This is a genomic window from Mycobacterium sp. SMC-16 (genome assembly GCF_046250085.1).
GTDB lineage: Bacteria > Actinomycetota > Actinomycetes > Mycobacteriales > Mycobacteriaceae > Mycobacterium > Mycobacterium phocaicum.
Window position 1 is genome coordinate 4,500,620 of record NZ_CP176427.1, and the last position, 21,772, is coordinate 4,522,391.

At 65.7% G+C, this 21,772-nt stretch carries 22 protein-coding genes and 3 pseudogenes; 14 read left to right on the plus strand and 11 right to left on the minus strand.

What is annotated here, in order from left to right:
- Nucleotides 1–17 precede the first annotated feature (17 nt).
- Nucleotides 18–1,246 (minus strand): IS3 family transposase gene (locus ACJEIK_RS21835; RefSeq protein WP_109557065.1). Its coding sequence is split into 2 segments (ribosomal slippage): nucleotides 18–934 and nucleotides 934–1,246, totalling 1,230 coding nucleotides; the frame shifts between segments, so codons are not numbered across the junction.
- Nucleotides 1,247–1,278: 32 nt separating this feature from the next.
- Between ACJEIK_RS21835 and ACJEIK_RS21840 the strand changes: the two are divergent.
- The 7 genes and pseudogenes from ACJEIK_RS21840 to ACJEIK_RS21870 all read left to right on the plus strand — a co-directional run.
- Nucleotides 1,279–2,231: pseudogene (locus ACJEIK_RS21840) on the plus strand (FAD-dependent monooxygenase); the annotation flags it as partial.
- A 207-nt stretch (nucleotides 2,232–2,438) separates the two neighbouring features.
- Nucleotides 2,439–2,711: a hypothetical protein gene (locus ACJEIK_RS21845; RefSeq protein ID WP_409431740.1), complete on the plus strand. Its 273-nt coding sequence runs from the start codon at nucleotides 2,439–2,441 to the stop codon at nucleotides 2,709–2,711.
- 52 nt (nucleotides 2,712–2,763) lie between these two features.
- Nucleotides 2,764–3,471, plus strand: coding sequence for a DUF899 family protein (locus tag ACJEIK_RS21850; RefSeq protein WP_409430282.1), 708 nt, complete (start codon nucleotides 2,764–2,766; stop codon nucleotides 3,469–3,471).
- Complete coding sequence (locus tag ACJEIK_RS21855; RefSeq protein WP_133427581.1) at nucleotides 3,468–3,953, plus strand: SRPBCC family protein; 486 nt, start codon at nucleotides 3,468–3,470, stop codon at nucleotides 3,951–3,953. The genes ACJEIK_RS21850 and ACJEIK_RS21855 overlap by 4 nt, the downstream gene beginning before the upstream one ends.
- A gap of 147 nt (nucleotides 3,954–4,100) precedes the next feature.
- A pseudogene (locus tag ACJEIK_RS21860) lies at nucleotides 4,101–4,196 on the plus strand (DUF2510 domain-containing protein); the annotation flags it as partial.
- A gap of 180 nt (nucleotides 4,197–4,376) precedes the next feature.
- Entirely contained in the window at nucleotides 4,377–4,931 is a 555-nt protein-coding gene (locus ACJEIK_RS21865; protein WP_409431793.1) for a hypothetical protein, read from the plus strand.
- A 236-nt stretch (nucleotides 4,932–5,167) separates the two neighbouring features.
- Nucleotides 5,168–5,560 carry a DUF5994 family protein gene (locus ACJEIK_RS21870; protein WP_409430283.1) on the plus strand — a complete coding sequence of 131 codons (393 nt, stop codon included), beginning with the start codon at nucleotides 5,168–5,170 and terminating at the stop codon, nucleotides 5,558–5,560.
- 48 nt (nucleotides 5,561–5,608) lie between these two features.
- On the opposite strand, the gene ACJEIK_RS21875 is transcribed toward ACJEIK_RS21870, so the two are convergent.
- On the minus strand, nucleotides 5,609–6,100 hold the full coding sequence (locus ACJEIK_RS21875) for a DUF5994 family protein (protein WP_237162994.1): 492 nt from the start codon (nucleotides 6,098–6,100) through the stop codon (nucleotides 5,609–5,611).
- Between the two features lie 140 nt (nucleotides 6,101–6,240).
- A complete protein-coding gene (locus ACJEIK_RS21880; RefSeq protein ID WP_133427585.1) occupies nucleotides 6,241–7,107 on the minus strand; it encodes a MaoC family dehydratase in 867 nt (288 codons plus the stop codon).
- Nucleotides 7,108–7,195: 88 nt separating this feature from the next.
- Here ACJEIK_RS21880 and ACJEIK_RS21885 point away from each other — a divergent pair, with 88 nt between their 5' ends.
- Nucleotides 7,196–9,208, plus strand: coding sequence for an SDR family oxidoreductase (locus ACJEIK_RS21885; RefSeq protein ID WP_409430284.1), 2,013 nt, complete (start codon nucleotides 7,196–7,198; stop codon nucleotides 9,206–9,208).
- 72 nt (nucleotides 9,209–9,280) lie between these two features.
- Here ACJEIK_RS21885 and ACJEIK_RS21890 read toward each other — a convergent pair.
- A pseudogene (locus ACJEIK_RS21890) lies at nucleotides 9,281–10,360 on the minus strand (ammonium transporter); the annotation flags it as partial.
- Here ACJEIK_RS21890 and ACJEIK_RS21895 point away from each other — a divergent pair.
- From ACJEIK_RS21895 to ACJEIK_RS21910, 4 genes are all read left to right on the plus strand, one after another.
- Complete coding sequence (locus ACJEIK_RS21895; protein WP_237162996.1) at nucleotides 10,344–11,288, plus strand: FAD-binding oxidoreductase; 945 nt, start codon at nucleotides 10,344–10,346, stop codon at nucleotides 11,286–11,288. The pseudogene ACJEIK_RS21890 and the gene ACJEIK_RS21895 sit on opposite strands and share 17 nt — an antisense overlap.
- A gap of 40 nt (nucleotides 11,289–11,328) precedes the next feature.
- The gene (locus ACJEIK_RS21900; RefSeq protein WP_133427587.1) at nucleotides 11,329–12,645 is read left to right on the plus strand and encodes an allantoate amidohydrolase; all 1,317 of its coding nucleotides are present in this window, start codon (nucleotides 11,329–11,331) and stop codon (nucleotides 12,643–12,645) included.
- Complete coding sequence (locus ACJEIK_RS21905) at nucleotides 12,599–13,246, plus strand: XRE family transcriptional regulator (RefSeq protein WP_133427588.1); 648 nt, start codon at nucleotides 12,599–12,601, stop codon at nucleotides 13,244–13,246. The genes ACJEIK_RS21900 and ACJEIK_RS21905 overlap by 47 nt, the downstream gene beginning before the upstream one ends.
- 63 nt (nucleotides 13,247–13,309) lie before the next feature.
- Nucleotides 13,310–14,395 carry a nucleoside hydrolase gene (locus ACJEIK_RS21910; protein ID WP_409430285.1) on the plus strand — a complete coding sequence of 362 codons (1,086 nt, stop codon included), beginning with the start codon at nucleotides 13,310–13,312 and terminating at the stop codon, nucleotides 14,393–14,395.
- A gap of 141 nt (nucleotides 14,396–14,536) precedes the next feature.
- On the opposite strand, the gene ACJEIK_RS21915 is transcribed toward ACJEIK_RS21910, so the two are convergent.
- From ACJEIK_RS21915 to ACJEIK_RS21925, 3 genes are all read right to left on the minus strand, one after another.
- Complete coding sequence (locus ACJEIK_RS21915; protein WP_409431741.1) at nucleotides 14,537–14,932, minus strand: organic hydroperoxide resistance protein; 396 nt, start codon at nucleotides 14,930–14,932, stop codon at nucleotides 14,537–14,539.
- A 30-nt stretch (nucleotides 14,933–14,962) separates the two neighbouring features.
- Nucleotides 14,963–16,146, minus strand: a protein-coding gene (locus ACJEIK_RS21920; RefSeq protein WP_212806691.1) for an IS3 family transposase whose coding sequence is annotated in 2 segments (ribosomal slippage) — nucleotides 14,963–15,894 and nucleotides 15,894–16,146 — 1,185 coding nt in all. Because the reading frame shifts where the segments join, the coding sequence is not laid out codon by codon here.
- 150 nt (nucleotides 16,147–16,296) lie between these two features.
- Nucleotides 16,297–16,728, minus strand: coding sequence for a MarR family winged helix-turn-helix transcriptional regulator (locus ACJEIK_RS21925; protein WP_409430286.1), 432 nt, complete (start codon nucleotides 16,726–16,728; stop codon nucleotides 16,297–16,299).
- A gap of 82 nt (nucleotides 16,729–16,810) precedes the next feature.
- Here ACJEIK_RS21925 and ACJEIK_RS21930 point away from each other — a divergent pair, with 82 nt between their 5' ends.
- Nucleotides 16,811–17,734 carry an SDR family oxidoreductase gene (locus ACJEIK_RS21930; protein WP_133427591.1) on the plus strand — a complete coding sequence of 308 codons (924 nt, stop codon included), beginning with the start codon at nucleotides 16,811–16,813 and terminating at the stop codon, nucleotides 17,732–17,734.
- A gap of 240 nt (nucleotides 17,735–17,974) precedes the next feature.
- Here ACJEIK_RS21930 and ACJEIK_RS21935 read toward each other — a convergent pair whose 3' ends face one another.
- A complete protein-coding gene (locus ACJEIK_RS21935) occupies nucleotides 17,975–18,121 on the minus strand; it encodes a hypothetical protein (RefSeq protein WP_409430287.1) in 147 nt (48 codons plus the stop codon).
- Between the two features lie 18 nt (nucleotides 18,122–18,139).
- Here ACJEIK_RS21935 and ACJEIK_RS21940 point away from each other — a divergent pair, with 18 nt between their 5' ends.
- Nucleotides 18,140–19,660 carry a sensor domain-containing protein gene (locus tag ACJEIK_RS21940; protein ID WP_133427593.1) on the plus strand — a complete coding sequence of 507 codons (1,521 nt, stop codon included), beginning with the start codon at nucleotides 18,140–18,142 and terminating at the stop codon, nucleotides 19,658–19,660.
- A 4-nt stretch (nucleotides 19,661–19,664) separates the two neighbouring features.
- Here ACJEIK_RS21940 and ACJEIK_RS21945 read toward each other — a convergent pair whose 3' ends face one another.
- From ACJEIK_RS21945 to ACJEIK_RS21955, 3 genes are read right to left on the minus strand one after another with little or no spacing between them, the layout of a single operon-like run.
- Nucleotides 19,665–20,561, minus strand: a complete 897-nt coding sequence (locus tag ACJEIK_RS21945; RefSeq protein WP_133427594.1) for a ceramidase domain-containing protein — start codon at nucleotides 20,559–20,561, stop codon at nucleotides 19,665–19,667.
- A gap of 10 nt (nucleotides 20,562–20,571) precedes the next feature.
- Complete coding sequence (locus ACJEIK_RS21950) at nucleotides 20,572–21,315, minus strand: hypothetical protein (RefSeq protein WP_133427595.1); 744 nt, start codon at nucleotides 21,313–21,315, stop codon at nucleotides 20,572–20,574.
- A 4-nt stretch (nucleotides 21,316–21,319) separates the two neighbouring features.
- Entirely contained in the window at nucleotides 21,320–21,769 is a 450-nt protein-coding gene (locus tag ACJEIK_RS21955) for a hypothetical protein (protein ID WP_133427596.1), read from the minus strand.
- Nucleotides 21,770–21,772: the final 3 nt, after the last annotated feature.

A 21,772-nucleotide genomic window follows, 5' to 3' on the forward strand; every position in this document is an offset into this window, starting at 1 on the left:
GGACACGGGATTTGTGGTTACGCGGCTACTGGCAGCGTAGCCGGTGTTAGGGTCCTTTCGTAGGTCGCAGGGCTGGAATAGCGGCACCGGGAGTGCCGTCGTTTGGTGTTGTAGCGAGCCAGCCAGCGGAACACTTCGCGGCGGCAGGTAGCAGCGTCGGGCCAGTGGCTGCGGTCCTGCAGGATCTCGCGTTTGAGGGCGGCGTTGAACGATTCGGCCAGCGCGTTATCGGCACTTGACCCGACGCCACCCATAGACTGGGTGACCTCCAAGTCACGGCAGAGGTTCGCGAAATCCCTTGAGGTGTACTGACTTCCGTGATCTGTGTGGAACACTGCACCGGTCAGGGAGCCGCGCAGCGCCGCAGCGGCTTTGAGGGCATCTTCGACCAGTTCGGTGCGCATGTGCTCGGCGATCGCCCACCCCGCCACCCGTCCGGAGAAGCAGTCGATCACGGTCGCCAGATACAGATTCGAACCGCTTGCCAATGGCAGGTAGGTGATGTCGCCGACGTACTTGACGTTGGGTGCCGCGGCGGTGAAGTCCCGGTTGAGCAGGTCCGGGACTTTCTGTTTGGCCGGATCCGGCGTGGTGGTCTTCACCCGTCGCCGGCGGCGGTAGCCGGCGATCCCGGCACTGCGCATGACCCGGGCCACCCGCTTGTGGTTGACCCGCTCACCGTCGGGTGCACCGTCGTTGAGTTCAGCGGTGATCCGCGGCGCCCCGTAGGTGTTGTCCTCATCGTGCACGGTGCGGATACGCGCGGCCAGCGCCTTGTCAGCGGCCTGGCGGGCGGCGCGTCCGTCGGCAGCGGCCAACCAGGCGTAGAACGATGAACGCGCAACCTCGACGACTGCGCACAGCCACTTCACCTCGAAGGTGTGCAGGTGGTCGGCGACGAACTGGAAGCGGCTCACCAGTTCGTCTCCCCGGCGAAATACTTGGCCGCCGACCGCAGAATGTCACGCTCGGTAGACAACCGAGCCTCCGTGGCGCGTAACGCCTTGTTCTCGGCCCGTAGCCGGGCCAGCTCCTGCTCTGGGGTCTCAACGCCGGGGCTCGGCTGTGCTGCTGCGGTGGGGTTGCGGTGCCTGATCGGCACCCCGGCGGCTTTGCACCACGCTGAGAGCGTCACACCGGAGATGCCGAGTTCGTCGGCGATCTGCGTGATCGTGGCGCCCTCGGTGTCTCGGTACAGCGCTACCGCGTCCCGTTTGAACTCGTCAGGGTAATTTTTCCTTGCCATCGTGGTGGATCATCTCGCTTCCCCCGCCAACCTTGCGGGATTCAGCGTGTCCAACACACGGGGTCAAGTCCCCCGGGGTCAAACCGCTTGTCCTGGAGCGGCTCACCGACATCCGCGAGGTCGCCAAAGCCGGCGGCATCGGCGGCCAGATTCTGAACCTGCTGCGCTACCGGAAACTGGGTGACCTGCTCAACGACGCGGCCGGCGAACCCGTCACCGCCAAACTTCCGTTCGGCGGCATCCACGTCGACCTCACCCAGCTGGACGAATCGCCGATGCAGGTGCAGCGACTCCCCCAGCCCCGGCTCGAAGCGCTCTTGCAGAACTACGCACAAGACCTCGGCGTCGAGGTCCGGCGCGCGGCCACGAGGTCGTCGGCCTGCAGCAGGACGACGACGCCGCACACCTCGACGTTCAGGGTCCGGAGGGCCCCTACCGCATCACCGCGCGCTACGTCGTGGGCTGCGACGGCGTCCGCAGCCGCGTGCGCGACCTGGCCGGCATCGGCTTCCCGGGCATCGTCTATCCCGAGATCCACCGCATGGCCACGGTGACGTGGCCGCCCGAGATCACCCTGCGTGAGGACGGCGACTACGACGTGCCGGGCTACGGCCGTTTACCGTGGGGCTACAGCCAGACCGAAGGCGGCGTCTTCGCCATCGCGTCGTCGGAGCCCGGGTGGCTGGGCCTCTACACCAGCGAGGCTCCGGACCACGATTACGACGATGACGACCCGATGACGCTCGATGAATTCGGTGCCAGTGTCCGTCGCGTACTCGGCGTGGATTTTCCGCTCGGCGAGCCAAAGCGGTTGACCCGCTTCACCTATGCCGCCCGGCACACCGAACGCTACGTGGCGGGACGCGTACTGCTGGCCGGTGACACCGCGCACCAGATTCCGACGGGCGGCGTCGCGGTCTCGGCCGGGATGCTCGACGGGGTGAACCTCGCCTGGAAACTGGCCGCGACGCTGCAGGGCTGGGCACCGCCGGGGCTACTGGAGACCTACCACTCCGAACGGCACCTCGCCGGCGAGCGCCTGTTGTTGCATTCTCAGGCCCAGGTGGCGCTGCGGCGGGGCCACGATCCGGCCGACGAGGCCCTGCGAAAAGTGTTCAGTGAGTTGGTCTCCGATGCGTCGGCACTCGCGCGCGTCGGCGCGATGATCACGGCGTCCGACGTCCGGTACCCGATGCCCGGCGCGCAGCCGCACGCGCTGGCCGGGACGTTCGCAGCGCACCTGCCCGACGACGTCGTGGCAGCCCTGCGCGCGGCGCGCCCCGTCTTCGTCGGGCCGTCCGAACTGTGCGATGTCGCGGCGCCGTGGGCAGACCGCGTCAACGTCATCGTCAGCAGCCAAGCCGAGGCCCTGCTGATCCGCCCGGACGCGCACATCGCGTGGGCCGGCGCCTCGGATGCGGGGCTGCGTGAGGCGCTGACGTATTGGTTCGGCGATCCGCGATGAGTATTCGGGCTCGCAGCGGTCTATCCAATGAACGCAACCTTCAGGAGGCAACATGACCGAGCAGACCGCCCTGCCGCCGGTGGTCGACCAGGACACCTGGCGGGCCGCTCTCGACGACCTGCGCCGCCGCGAGAAAGCCGCGACGCGCGAACTCGACACCATCGCCGCGCAACGGCGCAAGCTGCCGATGGTCGAGCTGCCCGAATACACCTTGATCGGCGAGGACGGTCCGGTCCGCCTGGCCGACATCTTCGACGGCCGGTCACAGCTGATCGTCTACAACCACATGTGGACCAACGGCGCCGAGTGGCAGTGCTCGGGCTGCACCGGTTACACCTCGCAGTTCACGCGTCTGGATTTCCTGTCCAACTACGACGCCCGGTTCGTCATCGTCACCAACGGGCCCATCGAGGAGGCCCTGGCCTACAAGGCCAAAGTGGGGAACAAGATGGACTGGTACTCGTCGTCGGAGAGCAGCTTCGGCTCGGACATGGGCGCCCCGCCCGGCGCGGGTTTCGCCGTCAATGTGTTTCTGCGACATGGCGATACGGTGTACCGCACCTGGCACACCGATGGCCGCGGCTGCGAACAGCTGGGCCACAGTTTCGCGTTGATCGACGTTCTGCCCTACGGCCGCCAGGAGCAGTGGCAGGATTCGCCCGAAGGCTGGCCGCAGTCGCCGACGTACTCCAAATGGACCAGTTCACAGGACATTGCCCGCGCATACGGATCGAACGCAGAGAACGGACAGAACCGATGACCAGTAACTCGACGACCCAGGAACGCTTCGTCGCCACCCGAACCATCGCCGCGCCGCCCGCGGCGGTCTTCTCCGTGCTGGCCAACCCGGCCCGGCACAAGGACACCGAACCGGGCGACTGGGTCCGCGACGCCGTCGACACCGCGCCGATCACCGGTGCCGGCCAGGTCTTCGCGATGAACATGTACCTGGACCAGGCCGGCGGAGACTACGTCACCTACAACCTGGTGACGGAGTTCGAGCCCGACCAGACTGTCGCCTGGTCGACCGGCAGTCTGGACGAATCGGGACAGCACGTCCCGGGCGGTTGGTGGTGGCGCTACGACCTGGCCCCGAACGGTGACGGCACGGACGTCACCCTGACCTACGACTGGGCCGGAACACCGCAGGCCTTCCGTGACCAGATCGGCGGTATGCCGCCGTTCCCGATCGGCTTCATCGAGGAGTCGCTGGCCGCGCTCGACCGGGCGGTGACGAGCTAGCCGGCCCGGGACGCCCTCGAGACACTCCAGCACCCGCCATCAGCGCCAATCCGCCATCAGGCAGGCGGGTGGCGGTGGACAATGTGCCGGTACTCACCAACCGTGAGTAACCATTCGCCGGTGGTGTCCACCGGGAAGGGGGTCCACATGACGGCACCCGGTTGGTATGACGATCCGCACGACCGTAACGCGCTGCGTTACTGGGACGGTCGGCAATGGACGCCACAGCAGCAACGAAAGGCTGCCGCTCCGCCGCCACCTCCGCCGCCGCCACCTCCTCGTCCGCAGCCGAACTACGGTGCGCCTCTCCCGCCACCGGGCCCGGGCGCGCCGCCACCCGGCTACGGCACTCCGACTCCTCCGGTTCCGGCGGGCTACGGTCAACCGCTTCAGTCGCCGGATCAAGCGGGCTTCGGCGGCCAGATGGCAAGTGCGGGTTCACAACCGGCATCGCAAGCCAGCGCCGCCGCCAAGAACTTCGCCGCGAACCTGTCGGTTCCGGGCTGGCTGATCTACGGTGGCTGCCTCGCCGCCGTCATCGGCGTTTTCCTGCCATGGGTGACGGTCAGCGCCAACGTCATCATTCAGGTCTCGGTGAACGTCAGCCCATCCCAGCGTCCCGCATTGATGATCTTCCTGCTGGCCGTCATCGTCGTCACCGCAGGGCTGGCCTGGACGGTGCTGTCGGCGGCCCCCGCGGTACCCGCTGGGCGACTCACCGGACTCGCCGCGAGCGCAGGTGGTCTCATTCTCGGCATCCTGCTCGGCATCTACTGGTACTTCAGCGGCGCCTCGGAAATCAGTGATCAGCTCGGCGGTTCCGGTTCCGACCTGTCGAGCCTGGTGAGTGTGTCGTTGAACTTCGGGTTCATTCTGTACACCGCCGGTGTCGCAGTCGTCATCGCCGGCGTCGTCATGCTCTGGAGAAAGCGCCCTTCTGCATCGCCGCCGATGCAGCCACCGATTCAGTCCTACTAACGCGAAAATTCACCTCGCAGCCATACTGCCGAATCCCGCACGATTTGTACCGTCAGCTATCCCACGTATGCTTGCTCCATCGGCGGTACTTCGTCGTATGGCTGATCAATGCCATGCCGTCGCCGATTCGAAGAAGATTCTGACCGATTCGCGGTCAAGGCAGGAGCGTCGTGATGACGCCGCAAGTACATTGCACAACCCAGACAGAACTCCCATCGCCCAAGCAAATTCCCCGATTGCGGCTGAAGCCGGAGGCTCGCCGCAGCGGATTCGTGGATGGGGCGTGGTGGCCGCACACCAGTAACCTCAGTGCTGAACTACCCGACTTGTTGGCAGCGCTGTCCGTCCGCCTCGGACAGATCGACCGAGTGCTGTACAACGTCGACGACTGGTCGCAGACCCCGTCCAGACTCGCCACCGGCGGGCGACGGATCCATCTCGACGGATACCGGCGCCAGCCCGTCAACACTGTCGAGGTGATCGGCTTCAACCGCGGCAGGATCGTGCTACTGGCGGTACCCGCCACCACCTATCCGGCCGAAGCGCGTTCCGCACTCATGAATGCGGCGAGCCCCAACGACCGGTCGACAGCGGTGAACATCCTGCTGACCGCGCAGCACGCGGACTGATCTGAGCATCGCGGACATCTTTGGCGCGAGAGACGGCGTTATGCCGTTTCACTCCAAGGGTTTTCCCGTAATCCTCTGCCGCCGAGCGGCCGTCAGAATCTCCTCCACCGTGTCCAACATGGCAACGTCGCCGCGGCGCGGCTCAACCGGCAGACCGGCCGCACGTCGCAGCACCATACCGGCCAGAGGACCGTTGGTCGCACTGGGCACGATGAGCAGATTCGCAGTGCCATCACGACCGCCAACGGTGATGATGTGTTGAGGTTTGGTGCGCCAGTCCCGCCAGTTGAGGCTCGGCGGATTGTTGAGTGGCGACCAGTTGAGGCCGACTTCGACAACCTTGCCCAACTGATCATCCAGAGCCGCGACCAAGCCGCCCAGTTCATCGGCGAGTGCTGACGAATACGGCCACCACGCACCGTCGATCCGACGACCGAGGTCGCCTGCCAGGCAGAGCCGGATGGGTCTGCCTTGTTGTCGTCGCTGCTGGAGATATGCCATCAGGTCACCACGAAACGGGGAAGCATGCCGGTGCGCCATCTCATGGAGATTCCTCAATCCGATGCCGCGACCTGCCCGTCCGCCAGAATGGCGAGCGGCATCCACGCGGCTCCGTCCCTAACGCTACGCCGCATTCGTAACTACAGCGCCCATCGACGTGCCGCCGAGCGATCGGGTCCTCAGTCGGTGTACTCCGCAGTTCCGTCTTCGAGCACCAGCCGGGCGTTGCTGCCGTCGGCCCCGGCAGCCTCGGTGCGGAACACCGCGTGTCCGGGCTGGGTGCGCCAGACCGAGGTCGTCAACGTCTCACCGGGGAACACCGGTGAGGTGAAACGCGCGCCGACGGCCTTGATCTTCGAGGCGTCGCCGCCGCCGAGCTCGGCCAGTAGAACGCGGCCGGCGACGCCGTAGGTGCACAGGCCGTGCAGGATCGGCTTCGGGAAACCGGCCAGGGTCTGCGCGAACCACGGGTCACTGTGCAGCGGATTCCGATCGCCGGAAAGCCGGTAGATCAGCGGCTGGTCCTCGGTGGTGGGTAGCGCGACGACGGCGTCGGCCGGGCGATCCGGGATCTCCGGAGCCGCCGCCCGCTCCCCTGGCTGTCCGCCGAAGCCACCCTCACCGCGGATCACCGCGGTCGACCAGGATTCGGCAATCACGTTTCCGCTGTCGTCGGTGGCGGTGCCCTTGAACGTCAAGATGGCGTTCTTGCCCTCACCCTTGTCCTGGATGTCGACCACCTCGGAGCTGACGTTGAATCGGCCCGACGGTGGCAGCGGCGCGTGCAGCCGAATCTGCTGACTGCCGTGCAGCAGCTTGCCGAAATTGAAGCTGCCGACCTCTCCGACGGCGCCCCAGGCCGGGCAGCAGATCACCGCGTAGGTGGGCAGCACCTGCTGGTCGATGCCATGGCTGTTCTCCGTGGTGAACGCCAAATCCTTGGTGCCGCAACCCACTCCGAGTGCGTAGAGCAGGGTGTCGCGTTCGGTCCACTCGAAGGGCTGCGGTGCAGTCTTGGCTCCGATGGCATTGGGGTTGATCGGCATTCGGTGGTTCTCCCTCAGAAGTCGGTGTGACAGATTCGGACCCTAGCCGCTATTGACCTTGGCCCGCGAGAGGTTCACGATGACTCGCATGCGATATGTCGTTACCGGCGGTACCGGGTTTATTGGCCGCCGCGTCGTCAGCCGGATTCTGGCTCTGCACGACGAAGCCGAAGTGTTCGTTCTCGTTCGCCGGGCCTCGTTGGCCCGCTTCGAAGAACTGGCCGCGGAATGGGGTGACCGGGCCAAACCCCTGGTCGGCGACCTCACCTCCGCGGGTCTGGGCCTGGCTGACCTAGCCGATCTGGGTCCGATCGATCACGTGGTGCACTGCGCCGCGATCTATGACATGACCGTCGACGCCGCCACCCAGCAGGCCGCCAATGTCGAAGGCACCCGCGCGGTGATCGAGCTGACGCGTGGTCTCGGTGCGACGTTGCACCACGTGTCGTCGATCGCGGTGGCCGGCAATTACCGGGGGATCTTCACGGAGGACGACTTCGACGTCTCGCAGGAGCTGCCGACGCCGTACCACCAGACCAAGTTCGAAGCTGAGCAACTGGTGCGCGCCACCCCGGGGCTCCGGCACCGGATCTACCGGCCCGCCGTCGTGGTCGGCGACTCCCGTACCGGCGAGATGGACAAGGTCGACGGGCCGTATTACTTCTTCGGGGTGCTGTCGCGACTGGCCGCGCTGCCGAAGTTCACGCCGATGATGGTGCCCGATACCGGCCGCACCAACATCGTGCCGGTGGACTACGTCGTGGACGCGCTGGTGGCACTGATGCATCTCGAGGGGCGAGACGGCCAGGCGTTCCATCTCACGTCTCCGAATCCCATCGGGCTCAAGGACATCTACCGCGGTGTCGCACAGGAAGCGGGGCTCCCGCCACTGCGTGGCACGCTGCCGAAGGCCACGGCGGCGCCGGTGCTCAAGGCCACCGGCCGGGCCAGGGTCCTGCGCAACATGGCGGCCACCCAGTTGGGTATCCCGGGTGAGGTGCTCGACGTCGTCGACCTGGCGCCGTCGTTCGCCTCGGAGAAAACCGTTGCCGCGCTGCAGGGCACCGGCATCGTCCTACCCGAATTCGCTTCGTACGCACCGAAACTCTGGCGGTACTGGGCCGAGCATCTGGATCCCGACCGGGCCCGCCGGGATGATCCGCGCGGTCCGCTGGTCGGCCGCAACGTGATCATCACGGGCGCTTCGAGCGGCATCGGCCGGGCCTCGGCCATCGCCGTCGCCGAGCGCGGCGGGCGAGTGTTCGCCTTGGCCCGCAGCGCCGAGGCGCTCGATGAGCTGGTGGCGGAGATTCGTCAATTCGGCGGCGAGGCCTACGCTTTCACGTGCGATGTGGCTGACGGCGGGTCGGTGGAGCACACCGTCAAGGACATCCTGGGCCAGTTCGATCACGTCGACTATCTGGTGAACAATGCCGGCCGCTCGATCCGTCGTTCGGTGGTCAACTCGACCGACCGCTTCCACGACTATGAGCGCGTCATGGCGGTCAACTACTTTGGCGCGGTCCGGATGACGCTGGCGCTGCTGCCACACTGGCGCGAACGCCGGTTCGGCCACGTGGTCAACGTGTCGAGCGCCGGGGTGCAGGCCAACAGCCCGAAGTACAGCGCCTATCTGCCGAGCAAGGCGGCGCTGGACGCGTTCTCGGAAGTGGTTGGCACCGAGACCCTTTCGGACCACATCACGTTCACCAACATTCACATGCCGTTGGTCGAGACTCCGATGATCGCGCCATCGAAGCGGCTTAATCCCGTGCCGCCGATCACCGCCGAACACGCGGCGGCGATGGTGGTGCGCGGTCTGGTCGAGAAGCCGGCCCGGATCGATACCCCGATGGGCACGCTGGGCGATCTCGGAAACTACTTCACGCCCAAGCTGTCTCGCCGCGTGCTGCACCAGTTGTACCTCGGCTACCCGGATTCGGCGGCGGCCCGCGGTGTCACCGAAACCCCGCCGCCGGTTGATCGTCCGGAACGCCCACGCAACCCGCGCCGGCCTAAACGGCCTCTCGCGGCCGGCAAGGTCCGGGTGCCGCGGCCCGTCAAGACCGCGGTGCGCCTGCTCCCCGGCGTGCACTGGTAGACACCGCGCACAGATAGAAAACGACACCTGGTCCCAGCCATAGGGCTCGGACCAGGTGTCGCGGTAGCGGGGTCAGATCAATTCGTATGCCGGATCGCGGTGCAGCGTCGAGTCGATACCCTCTTCCTCCTCCTCTGCCGAGATACGCAGCCCCATCATCTTCTTGATCACGAGGGCGATCACGAGGGCCACCGTGAACGAGTAGACCAGGACCGCGCCCGCGGCGACGGCCTGCTTGAGCAGCAGGTCTGCGCCGCCGCCATAGAGGAGTCCGTTGACGCCGTTGGGCATTCCCGAACTGGCGAAGAAGCCGATCAGCAAGGTCCCGACGATGCCGCCGACGAGGTGGACGCCGACCACGTCGGTCGAGTCGTCGTAGCCGAACTTGTGCTTGAGGCCGATGGCGAACGGGCAGAGCACCGCCGGGATGAAGCCGACGAAGATGGCGCCGACCGGCGTGACCGCACCACACGCGGGAGTGATGGCGACCAGACCGGTGATCGCGCCGGAGGCGGCGCCGATACCGGTCGCATGACCGTCCTTGAATTTCTCCACCAGGAGCCAGCCCAGCGTGGCGGCGCACGTCGCGACAAATGACGTCACCATGACGATGGCAGCCGGCTTACCTGCGGACAGCGCCGAGCCGCCGTTGAACGCGTACCAGCCGGCCCACAGCAGCCCCGCGCCGAGCAAGGTGAGCGGCACGTTGTGAGGCTTACGTGAAGACCACGTCGCCGACCTGCCGAGCACCAGCGCGACCGCGAGCGCGGCCGCGCCCGCGTTGATGTGGACGGCCGTGCCACCGGCGAAGTCGATGGCATGCAACTTGTTGGCGATCCAGCCGCCCTTGGCGTCACTCGTGACGACCCCGTCGACCGCGAAAACCCAATGGACGACGGGGAAATAGACCAGGACCGCCCACGCCGTTGCGAAGGTCATCCAGGCGGCGAACTTCATCCGGTCCGCCGCGGCGCCCGAGACGATCGCAACGGTCAGGGCCGCGAAGAGCGCCTGAAACAGCGCGAACAAACTGACCGGCAGCGCGTTGATGGTGGTCATCGGGTCCAGGAGGTTCTTCATCCCCGCGAACTCGGTGAAGCTCCCGACGAATCCACCGTAGGAAGTACCGAACGTCATGGAGAAACCGAACACCGTGCTCGTCGGCGATGAGAACGTCGACGCCCTGAGCGCCAACACGGCCATGCACCAAGCGCTCGGCGTCGACGTCGAACTCATCGACACCGATACCTTGCAGAAGCTGTGGCCGATGCTCGAGACCTCCGATGTGGCGCTGGCCTCCTACGAACCACGGGGCGGATTCGCCGACGCGACGCAACTGGCACTGCACTTCGGGCAGGCTGCCCGCGCGGCGGGCGCCCGAATTCGGCAGAACACGCCCGTCGCCCGCGTCGTGACCGCAGGCGACAAGGTCACCGGCGTCATGCTGGACAACGGTGATCTCATCGACGCTGATCTGGTGATCGTGGCCAACGGCTGGTGGTCGGCAAAGTTGTTGGCCGCCATGGGTATCGACTTCCCGATCGAGGCGTACCGGTCGGAGCTGCTGATCGTGGACGCCGGCGAACCGCTGCCCGATCTCCCGGTGATCTCCGACCTGATCAGCCTGCAGTACTGCCGTGTCGAAGGCTCCGGCCAGTTCCTGGTCGGCAACAGCGACCACGCGGACTTCCAGAAGAAGTTCGTCGACCCGGACAATTACTCGAATGTCGCGGCCGAGGCATCGGTCCTGGCCTACGGCGAGAAGGTGATGCACCGGTTCCCCGGCTTCCCTGAGCCGGCGGTGACCCACACCTACGCCGGCGTGTATGACGTTCCGCCGGACTGGAATCCGGTGATCGCCCCGATCGGCGGAGTCGACGGATTGATCCTGGCGGCCGGCTTCGCCGGACATGGATTCAAGATCAGTCCCGCCGTCGGCGAGCTGGTGGCGGACCTGGTCTTCGAGGGCGACAGCACCGACCCCGACATCCCGGCCACGGACTTCCGGCTGGAACGGTTCGCCGAAGGCCAGCCACTCAACAGTCTGCACCCGTACGTCGGTGCGGGCGAGATGCGCTGACCACACTCCATTCCGAATTTGCTTTGCCAGAAGGATTTTCATGACTGACACCGTGACGTCGCTGCTTGCCGAGATCGCCGGCACCGGCGTCGACAACCAGCGCGGCGGCTACACCCGGCCGGTCTATTCGACTGCCGAGCTCGATCTGCGGTCGTGGTTCGTCGCGCACGCGCAACAGCGTGGCCTGGACATCGAGACCGACCGCAACGGCATCATCTGGGCCTGGTCGGGCGGAATCGGTGAGGACGCCGTCGTGACCGGCAGCCATCTGGACTCCGTCCCGGGAGGCGGTGCCTACGACGGACCGCTCGGGGTGGCGTCGGCCTTGGTCGCCTTCGATCTGCTGGCCGCCCGTGGCGTCGGCGGGCGCCGGGCCATCGCGGTGTTCCCCGAAGAGGAGGGCTCCCGGTTCGGGGTCGCGTGCCTGGGCTCACGGCTGCTCACCGGGGCGATCGACCCATACCGGGCCCGGTCACTCACCGACAGCAGCGGCACCACCTTCGCCGAGGCAAGTCGTTGCGCCGGAATCGATCCGGCGCATCTGGGACCCGACCCGGAAACGCTCGGGCGGATCAGGACGTTCGTCGAACTCCACGTCGAGCAGGGCCGCGGGCTGATCGATCTGGGCAGGCCGGTGGCAGTCGCGTCGTCCATCCTCGGCCACGGCCGGTGGCGGCTGTCGTTCACCGGCGAGGGCAACCACGCCGGCACCACGCTCATGACGGACCGCTCCGACCCCATGGTGGCCGCCGCCCGGTTGATCACTGCCGTCCAGGCACAGGCGCGGGCCATCAGCGGCGCTCGTGCCACGGTCGGCAGGATCGTCCCGGTGCCCGGCGGCACCAACGTCATCGCCTCTCGCGTGGACCTCTGGCTCGACGTACGTCATCCCGAAGACGCGGTGACCAAGTACCTGGTGCACGAGATCGCGGAGGCGGCCAACGCGGCGGCCGTCGGCGAAGGATGCGGTGTCACCATGACGGAGGAGTCATTCAGCGCCACAGTCGATTTCGATTCTGAGCTCCGGGACCGCCTGAGCGGTGCACTCGAAGACGCCCCGGTGCTGGGAACCGGCGCCGGCCACGACGCCGGCGTGTTGAAGGACCATGTCAGCACCGCAATGTTGTTCGTGCGCAACCCAACCGGCGTCTCCCACGCCCCGTCCGAAGCCGTGGAGGACGCCGACGCCGAAGCCGGCGCCGTCGCGCTGGCCGACAGCATGCAGCACCTCATCGAGTCACAGTCGGCGCGGACCGATCCCGACGCGCGTCGTCTACTGACAGTGGACGTTGATGCGTTACGGTTGACGGGTGGAGAACGACGAAACGCTACTTCGCAATGCGGGCACCACCCGTAACCGACGGCCCGAGGACAAGGTCGAAGAACTCGAGCTCGAGGTGGCCATCGCGCGCAATGTTCGTCAGCTGCGCCAGAATTCGGGTCTGTCCGTCGGCGAGATGGCGGCCCGCATCGGCATCTCCAAGGCCATGCTCTCCAAGGTCGAGAACGCCCAGACGTCCTGCTCGCTGAGCACTCTCGCGCTGCTCTCCAAGGGTTTCGACGTTCCGGTGACGTACCTGTTCCGCGGCGCCGACACCGAACGGCCGGCGTCGTTCGTCAAAGCCGGCAAGGGCACCCCGATCGTCCGCAGCGGTTCACAGGCCGGCCACGAGTACGAACTACTGGGCGGGTTGCGCGGCGAGCACAAGCGCCTGGAATGTCTGATGGTCACGCTCAACGAGGACAGCGAGGTCTACCCGCTTTTCCAGCATCCCGGGACCGAGTTCATCTACATGCTCGACGGCGTCATGGACTATGGCCATGGTCATTCCGAGTATCGGCTCGAGCCCGGCGACTCCCTGCAGTTCGACGGCGAGGGCGTCCACGGGCCCACCCGGCTGATCCGGTTGCCGATCCGTTTTGTGTCGGTCATCGCATTCCCCGACGGCGCGATCTAGATAACAGGCCCAGAGCCGGCGATCGGAATGCCCGTTCCTCCGCGGCCCCTTAGGGTTGGCGACATGACAGGGGGCCTACTTCCCGCCGGCCGGGCCAGGGTGCAGCCTGTTTTTGCTGACGTCGATACCGGCGTCGACGACGCGATGGCGCTGGTCTACCTGTTGGCCAGTGCCGACGCCGAGTTGGTGGGCATCGCGTCGACCGCGGGCAACGTCCCGGTGGACCAGGTGTGCGTCAACAACCTGGGGTTGCTGCAGCTGTGCGGGGTCGGCCCGATCCCGGTGTCCCGGGGCTCGAGTGTTCCGCTCGTCGCACCGCTGCGCACCGCCGAGGACACCCATGGCCCGCGCGGGCTCGGGTACGCCGAACTGCCCGAGCCGCGCGCCGAGTCAGAGACCGGCGGCGTGCTCACCGAGTACGACGCCGCCGAGGCGTGGATCCAGGCGGCCCGCGAATACCCGGGCGAGCTGATCGGTCTGGTTACCGGTCCGCTGACCAACTTCGCGCTGGCGCTACGCCTGGAACCGTCACTACCCCGGCTGCTACGCCGGTTGGTGATCATGGGCGGCGCCTTCGACTACCGGGGCAACACCACACCGGTCTCCGAGTGGAACATCAGCGTCGACCCCGAGGCCGCGGCCGAGGTGTTCGCGGTCTGGGGCGCGGCGTGGGGTCTGGAGGACGCCGGCCACCTGCCAATCATCCTGGGGATCAACCTGACCGAGAACATTGCGATGACGCCGTCGCTGCTGAGCCGGCTGGCCACCGCGGCAGGTGGACCGTCGTCGCCGATGAGCGTGCTGGACCATCGCGGCACGCGGTCGACGTCGTCCAGCCCGCTGATCCGTGTCCTGGAAGACGCCATGCGGTTCTACTTCGAATTCCATTTCGACCAGGGCGAGGGCTACCTGGCGCACCTGCACGATCCGCTTGCGGCGGCCGTCGCCCTGGACCCGGACATCGTCCGGTACCAGCAGGCGACGGTCGACGTGGAACTGCTGGGCACATTGACGCGCGGCATGACGGTGGCCGACTGGCGCGGACACTGGGGCCGCCACCCCAATGCCCACATCGGCGTCGAGGTCGACCCGGTGGCGTTCTTCGATCGGTTCATCGAGCGCGTCGGGGCCTTCGCGTCCAAGCTGTGACGCCGGCCGGCCGCTCACGACTCCCCGCGAGCTGGGGGCACCTCCCGCTTGCGGGGGAACGCAAAACTGTCGAATTCGTGCGGATAACAACAGTTTTGCGTCTGCTCGCGAGACAGTCAGGACCAGTCGTTGCCGTGGCGATCAGTCGTCGGTGACGGTGATCTTGACGTCGATGTTGCCGCGGGTGGCGTTGGAGTACGGGCAGACCTGGTGGGCCTTGTCGGCCAGTTCCTGCGCGGCGTCGTGGTCCAGGTTGGGCAGGGTGATCTCGAGCTCGACCGCCAGGCCGAACCCACCGTTGTCCAGCTGACCGAGCGAAACCCGTGCTCCCACAGACGAATCGGTGACGTCGGCCTTGGCCTCGCGGGCGACGAGCCGCAGCGCCGAGTGGTAGCAGGCGGCGTAGCCGATGGCGAACAGCTGCTCGGGGTTGGTGCCGTTGCCGCTGCCACCCATCTCCTTCGGGATGGCCAGGTCCAGGTCGAGCTTGCCGTCCGAGGTGCGGCCGTGGCCGTCGCGACCTTCGCCGGTGGCCAGTGGGCTTGACCCTGTTTGGTGGACACAGGGTCAGGCGGCTTGTGCCGTCTGATTGATCCGGTTTTCAAACTCGACGGGGCTGATCATGCCCAGTGCGCTGTGACGCCGGCGGCGGTTGTAGACCCGCTCGATCCAGTCACCGACGGCGAGCCTAGCGGCAGCTTTCGTCGGCCACAACCGCCGGTCGTAAAACTCGACTTTCAGTGTCGCCCATAATGATTCAGTCGCAGCGTTATCCCAGCACACCCCGGTACGGCCCACCGACCGCAGCAGGTTGTTCTCCCGGGCGAACCGAGCCAGCTGCGCCGAGGTGTACTGACAGCCCCGATCGGCATGGAAAATCACCTTCTCCGGCAACGGGCCACGCAACGCGATCGCCATCGTCAACGCCGACTCGACAACATCGGTATGCAGGGTATCGGCGATCGCCCAACCGATCACCCGCCGCGAATGCCCGTCCCGTACCGCCGCCAGATACAACCAGCCTTCCCCAGTCCGCAGATAGGTGATGTCGCTGGTCCACACCGCGTTGAGCACACCGGTATCGAAACGACGTTTGACCAGGTCCGGGATCGCTTCGGCATCCGGGTCCGCCACGGTGGTCGGCGGACCGAAAGTGCGCGGACTGATCCCGAACAAACCTTGGCGGCGCAGTGATGCCGCCACCGTCTTGCACGAGACCACCCAGCCATCCTCCCGTAGATCGGCCAGGATGCGCGGTGCGCCGTTCACCCCGTCGGAGTCGGCATGAAACCCCGCAACTGCGGTGTCGAGGCGCTTACGGCGCTGCTGGGCCGGCGTAGGACCGGCAGCGTCGGCCACACGCCACTTGTAGAACCCCGACCGCGATACCACCAGCAGTCGGCACATCCGCACAATGCTGAAGTTCGCCTTCTCCGCCTCGATGATCCGGTAAGCATCTACCGGTTCTGTTCGGAGGCGAAGAAGGCTGCCGCTTTTTTTAAAAACTCACGGTCCAAACGCAATTCAGCGTTCTCCTTGCGCAGCCGCTCCAACTCGGCGCGCTCATCAACATCAAGCACCCCGCCAGTATCCCCGGCCGACTCGCGGGCCTGGCGCACCCACCGACCCAACAACTGCTCACCCAGATTCATCTCCGCGGCCACATGCGCGATCGGACGTCCCGTCTCGATCACCAGGCGGGCAGCCTGCTCCCGAAACTCCGGGGTGTACTTCTTACGCTTGCCCGCCATACGGACATCCTTCCCGCAGGACCAGCAGTCCCACCAGTTAGGTGTCCACCATCAGGGGTCAAGCCCACCAGGGCTTCAGCGGTGTAGAGCGTCTTCATGTCGATCTCCTTGTGGTGGTTGGTGCACGGTGACGCGGGATGCGTCGGTAAATCACTGCGATGCGGTGAGCGCATCGGTCAATCGGCGGATCGCATCGCGCAGGTCCGCGGCTTCCTGCTCGGTGATGCCACTTCGAGCACCCAGCTGTTGAGGAATGCACTGGGCGTTGGCTTCGAGCTTGCGCCCGGCCGGGGTGAGGCTCACCTCGACCTGACGCTCGTCCTGCTGCGACCGTTCACGACGGATGAATCCGTTGGCCTCCAGCCGTTTCAGTAGCGGTGAGAGGGTCCCCGAATCCAACTGCAGCCGCTCACCCAGCCGCCCGACCGTGGCCCGATCCTCTTCCCACAGGACCAGCAGCACCAGGTACTGCGGGTAGGTGAGGTTCAGCTCGGACAGGATCGGCCGGTAGGCCGCCGTCATCGCCCGCGACGCCGAGTACAAGGCGAAGCAGAGCTGGCGGTCCAAGGTGAGTGCGTCCACGTGCTGAACTGTAGCCAACAATTCAATTGTGCACAATCATTATTTTCGGGCGCACCCTGACGCGCTGTGCCATGCTCGACACATGGACTGGTGCCCTGACCAGGACGCGTTGCGCGGCACGGTCGCGGTGGTTGCCGGCGCCACGCGCGGCGGCGGCCGCGGCATCGCCGCCGGGCTCGGCGAGGCGGGAGCGACGGTCATCTGCACCGGCCGCAGCAGCCGCGACAGCGGCATCGCATCTGACTACGACCGGCCGGAGACCATCGAGGAAACCGCCGAGCTGGTCACGCGCCTCGGCGGTGTCGGCGTCGCCATACCCGTCGACCACCTCGACCCGGATCAGGTCCAGCGCCTGGCCGACCGGCTGCGCGGTGAGTACGGCAGCATCGACGTCCTGGTGAACGACATCTGGGGCGCGGAGAAGCTCAAAGGCGCACCGCCCGAATGGAACACACCCATCTGGGACCACGACCTGGACCGCGGACTGCGCATCATGCGCCTCGGCATCGAGACGCACCTGATCACGTCGCACCACCTGCTGCCGCTGCTCATCGAGAAGCCGGGCGGCCTGCTGGTCGAAGTCACCGACGGCACAACGGAATACAACGCCGACCAGTACCGCATCTCGGTTTTCTACGACCTGGTGAAAGTCGCCGTCAACCGGCTGGCGTTCTCGCAGGGGCACGAACTCGCCGACCACGGCAGCACGGCGGTGGCCATCACCCCGGGCTGGCTCCGCTCGGAAATGATGCTCGACAACTGGGGCGTCACGGCCAACACCTGGCGCGACGCACTGGCGCAGAACCGGCCTGGCGGATTGCCAACCGCGCCAGCGGCCTTCGCATCGTCGGAATCGCCGCGCTACCTCGGCCGAGCCGTGGCGGCTCTCGCCGCCGACTTGGACAAGACCCGGTGGAACCAGCGCTCGGTAACCTCGGCAGATCTGGCCCGCACATACGGATTCACCGACGTCGACGGCAGCAGGCCCGACAGCTGGAATATGTGATTCCGCGTAATCCGCACTCCGGCAGTGCCATCCTTGACCCATGCGTAAACGACGCGACAACGCGCACCGGGTATCCCGCGGGTGCGCCGTGGTCGCGTCGATGTCACTGCTTGCGGCGTGCACTCAGACGGCCGTCAATGACGCGCCACCCACGTCGTCGATCGAAACCACCAAGCTGCCGACGCCGACGCATCAAACGACACATGCGCTGACGACCACGACGACGACCACGGTGGCGGGCTACACCCAGCCATCGAGCACCAGTGGGCCCATTCCCACGTCAACGACATTCACCAGCTCACTGGCGCCGCCGACGTCCATAACGCCGACCGGGCCCAGCATAGCGACTACCGTCCCCACCGGCAGCCTGCCGATCACCACGATCATTCAACAGCCCGCGAATAGATGACGACAACCGACGAACGAACCATGTCGCCACATCTGCAATCGTGGCTGGGCGTGGTTGGTATTGTCGCAGCACCGCTTTCGGCAATCACGGCACTTTTCTACTACTTCGGCCGCGTCTCCACGAACGCACAGATGACGTATCTCGGCTTGTCGCCCGACCTCGTCGGCTTCACGACAAACGACTACGTCGCACAGAGCGCCAACGTGTTGTACTTCGTGGCGTTGTGGTCGCTGGTTGTATGTGCAGCCGTTTTGGCCTTTTGCCTTGGGTTCCGCAGTTTGGTCCGGCGGGGTCGACATCAGGTCGCGCTACGACGGGTGGCGCTGACTGTGCTCATCCTCGGCATCGGTGCGCTTCTGCGCGGGGTCCACGGCGTGTGGTCACCTGCCTCCTACGACAACGATAGGCAGTGGCAGACACCTGCCGCACTCGCCATTGGCGCCGCGCTGTTGCTTCTCGGTGAGTGGCTACGACGCGCGTGCGACGACCCAACGCAATCTGCCCTCCCGCCAACCCGAGTGGGCCAGGCAATCTTCGGTATCAACGCGGTCGTATTGATCCTCGCCATATTCGCAAGCACCAATGCGTTCGCGGCGAAAGCGGGGACAGTTGAAGGGATCAACGCCGTCGCGCGACTGTGGTCGACGAACAGCACCGTCATCCTTGACACCCCGGACCAGCTGGAGCTGCCCAGCGAATTGATCAAGGTACGGACACTCCCCGGCCGGGATGCCCAACAACAGCCAACGTACCGCTACGAGTGTTTTCGGCCGGTTGCGGTTCGAGGCGATCGCTGGGTGCTCATGCCGGCAGGCTGGAAGCGGGAGTTCGGGTTCACGGTGATCGTGACCGCCGATGCGTCACACCGGATCATGCTGCGCAATATCAAGGATACGGGACCTGATATCGGCGACGGGCCGAATGTCCGCGATTACTGGCCGTGCCCGGAATTCGTGAAGACAGTCAAAGGCGACGACATCGTCACTCAGCTCTTGTCCTTCGAGGATGTCAAACGCGTGGCCCAGGTTCCCGCATTCCCTGTGACGAACGAGTATGTGCAACGTCCGCAACGTGATTCGGCGCCCCGTGCCCCGTCGTGCGCCGAAGCGGTGAACCCGACGGCCTACGAGCCCGGCCGCGACAGCGGATTCCTGCGACGGTCCGGCCGTGAGATGGTCGACCCGGCGTCGCAGACCCGAATGGACGAAAGCGTCATCGAATTCGCGACTCCGCGCCAGGCGTCCGCATACTTCGAGCCGATCCGATCGCAATGGGATGCCTGCAAGAAATCAACTATTACCGTTGGCACCCAACGTATTACCGTCGGCGACCTCTCGGAGGACCACCACGTCTGGACCTTGGTGGTCAAGACGTCCAACGAACCCGGTGGACAATGCGCACGAGCTTCCGCGGCGATATCCAACGTCGTCTCGGACGTGGTGGCGTGCGGACCGAAGGCGTCCGAACGGGCGACCGCCGTCGCCACCGCCATCCGCGACCGCTTCCCCAAGGAGTGACCGACTACGGGTGCCGCCATGGGAATGGCGAATCCGAACGCATCCGGAACGACCGGAAGTACTCGAACATGCCGACGAACATCACCGCGGTGAAGATATGCCACAGCGCGTGGCCCTGAAGGACCGACGTGTGACTGTAGAGGCATTCGTAGTAGTGACCATCATGCTGCGCCAGTAGGTTTTTGGTTCCGTCGGTGTACTTGAAGACCAGCGCCAGCAATCCCGTGGCAACGGTGACACCCAGCGCCCACCACATATTCCCCTCCGCCACCGGCTCGATGCCTTTCCGGGTCTTGCGCGCCAACGCAGCCCACACCATCCCGCCGATGATGATCACGACCAATGCGGGAGTGAATACATCGGAATCGAAGACGATGACATCTGTCCGGAGGAACCCTGTCACCAAGCCGATGACGCCTGCGGCGATCATCACTAGCCACGACTGCCACTCGTCGTCCGACCAATTCATGAGCTCGATCAACGCGTACGCGATGATGGCCAGCAGCACGGCGTAGACGCCGACGATGTCCAGCGACTTGCCGAGGCCCGTCAGCGTGCCGTGGAACCAGGCGCTGCAGATGGCCAGGAAGCACAAATAGCAGCCGATGAACCGGCCTGGCATCGACTTGTTGAAGAACAGAATCATCAACCCGGCAGCCAAATAGGCGAAGTTGGACCAGAAGTTGGCGATCTGCAGAAAGAAGGCCGTCTTGTCGACTGCCTCGCACTGCTCGTGGCGATAGCCGTTGACGGCATCTGATGTGACATTCGACCAGGGCGAGTCGGAGGCGATCGAACCGAGCAGGGCAATGCCGGCCACCACAAGAATGCAGCCACCGCAGATGATCAACCAACTCCAGCGCCGCATCAGACTCATTGGTGCTTGCGGCTTTTCACTCATGTGCGCCTCCTCACGCGACAGATCTGATGGCCTTGACCACCGAGGGAATCGAGCCGATCAACAGGATGCTGCCCCAGATGATCGCGATGACCGCGAAGACGATGGCGGCGAGGTCGTCGGTGATGCTCACCAGGATGACCGGCACCAAACCGTGCAGGAAGCTGAGGATCACGCCGCACACCAAGGACGTGAGCAGCATGAGCACCAGGCCCTTGTTCTGCAGAAATCGCTGGTGCGCCAACAACAACAGCACGCAGACGACAATCTTGAGGAACATCAGCAGGCCGTTCAGCATCGAGGCGTCACCCGTGGGAAAGAACCCCCATACCGCGAGATAGGCCAGCGTGCCGAACGGCGGACTCATGAAAAGCGCGATCATCACCAACAATTCGACGAACGCGATGATCGCCATGACGATCGCCCCGAGGATCAACAGAATTGACCCGATGATCGTCACAATGCCCTGCACTCGGCCGTGAATGCGCTCGGGCACGATCAGCGAGACGCCCATCAGACCGAGCGTGTACAGCAGAATCCCGTCGACCAGCGCCAGGTACGGGATGCCCCGGCCGGGTGGCTCGACAACACCTGAGCTACTGGGCATCTCGTCGAGATCCAGTTTCCCGGCCTGCACCAGGAATTCCGCACCGGCGCCGTGCCCACCGGTGATCAACGGTGACCCCAGTTCGATCAACACGATCAGCGCGCAGGCGATCAGCGCGAGGACGAACAGCGGCGTGCGTAGCTTGTCCACGGTGTCACCCGCCGATACGAAGTTTGCAGCTGAGGCAGCTCAGCGAAATCACCGCGCCGTCCTTCCCGACGGCCACGTTGACGTCCTTGCCGGCGGTGAGTTCCTTGCTGACCGTGCGAGGGGGCCCGCCCTTCGGATCCGGCAGCGGTGCCGAGACTTCAACGGAGCCTTGGGTTGCGGCCAGCCGGACGGTCCTGAGCCCGTCACCGCCGGCCGGAACCTTCAGCTTGCAGCCGGCTTGGACGACGAGTACCCCACCGGGCTTCAGGCAGTCCGCGCTGAGGTCGCGGAGCGGGACCTCGCTCTGCCCCGACGCACTCTTCATCAGGCGTCCGAGGAGCCCGCCGGGCGCGGCACTCGCGTCGCCATCTCGTTGCTGCGTACCAACCGCCACGAAGGCGACGAAAAGCACGACGACAGCGATCAATACGGCGATGAAGCCCTTCTTGCCCATGGC

What these genes read in the sequence shown, in the direction of transcription:
- ACJEIK_RS21945 (WP_133427594.1), bottom strand. Translation starts at nt 20,561, where the DNA reads ATGAGTGAAAAGCCGCAAGCACCAATGAGTCTGATGCGGCGCTGGAGT.
- ACJEIK_RS21895 (WP_237162996.1), top strand. Translation starts at nt 10,344, where the DNA reads ATGGAGAAACCGAACACCGTGCTCGTCGGCGATGAGAACGTCGACGCC.
- ACJEIK_RS21880 (WP_133427585.1), bottom strand. Translation starts at nt 7,107, where the DNA reads ATGCCGATCAACCCCAATGCCATCGGAGCCAAGACTGCACCGCAGCCC.
- ACJEIK_RS21885 (WP_409430284.1), top strand. Translation starts at nt 7,196, where the DNA reads ATGCGATATGTCGTTACCGGCGGTACCGGGTTTATTGGCCGCCGCGTC.
- ACJEIK_RS21865 (WP_409431793.1), top strand. Translation starts at nt 4,377, where the DNA reads ATGGCAAGTGCGGGTTCACAACCGGCATCGCAAGCCAGCGCCGCCGCC.
- ACJEIK_RS21935 (WP_409430287.1), bottom strand. Translation starts at nt 18,121, where the DNA reads ATGATCGTGGTGATCGGCAGGCTGCCGGTGGGGACGGTAGTCGCTATG.
- ACJEIK_RS21845 (WP_409431740.1), top strand. Translation starts at nt 2,439, where the DNA reads ATGCCCGGCGCGCAGCCGCACGCGCTGGCCGGGACGTTCGCAGCGCAC.
- ACJEIK_RS21910 (WP_409430285.1), top strand. Translation starts at nt 13,310, where the DNA reads ATGACAGGGGGCCTACTTCCCGCCGGCCGGGCCAGGGTGCAGCCTGTT.
- ACJEIK_RS21955 (WP_133427596.1), bottom strand. Translation starts at nt 21,769, where the DNA reads ATGGGCAAGAAGGGCTTCATCGCCGTATTGATCGCTGTCGTCGTGCTT.
- ACJEIK_RS21930 (WP_133427591.1), top strand. Translation starts at nt 16,811, where the DNA reads ATGGACTGGTGCCCTGACCAGGACGCGTTGCGCGGCACGGTCGCGGTG.
- ACJEIK_RS21850 (WP_409430282.1), top strand. Translation starts at nt 2,764, where the DNA reads ATGACCGAGCAGACCGCCCTGCCGCCGGTGGTCGACCAGGACACCTGG.
- ACJEIK_RS21875 (WP_237162994.1), bottom strand. Translation starts at nt 6,100, where the DNA reads ATGGCGCACCGGCATGCTTCCCCGTTTCGTGGTGACCTGATGGCATAT.
- ACJEIK_RS21855 (WP_133427581.1), top strand. Translation starts at nt 3,468, where the DNA reads ATGACCAGTAACTCGACGACCCAGGAACGCTTCGTCGCCACCCGAACC.
- ACJEIK_RS21940 (WP_133427593.1), top strand. Translation starts at nt 18,140, where the DNA reads ATGACGACAACCGACGAACGAACCATGTCGCCACATCTGCAATCGTGG.
- ACJEIK_RS21900 (WP_133427587.1), top strand. Translation starts at nt 11,329, where the DNA reads ATGACTGACACCGTGACGTCGCTGCTTGCCGAGATCGCCGGCACCGGC.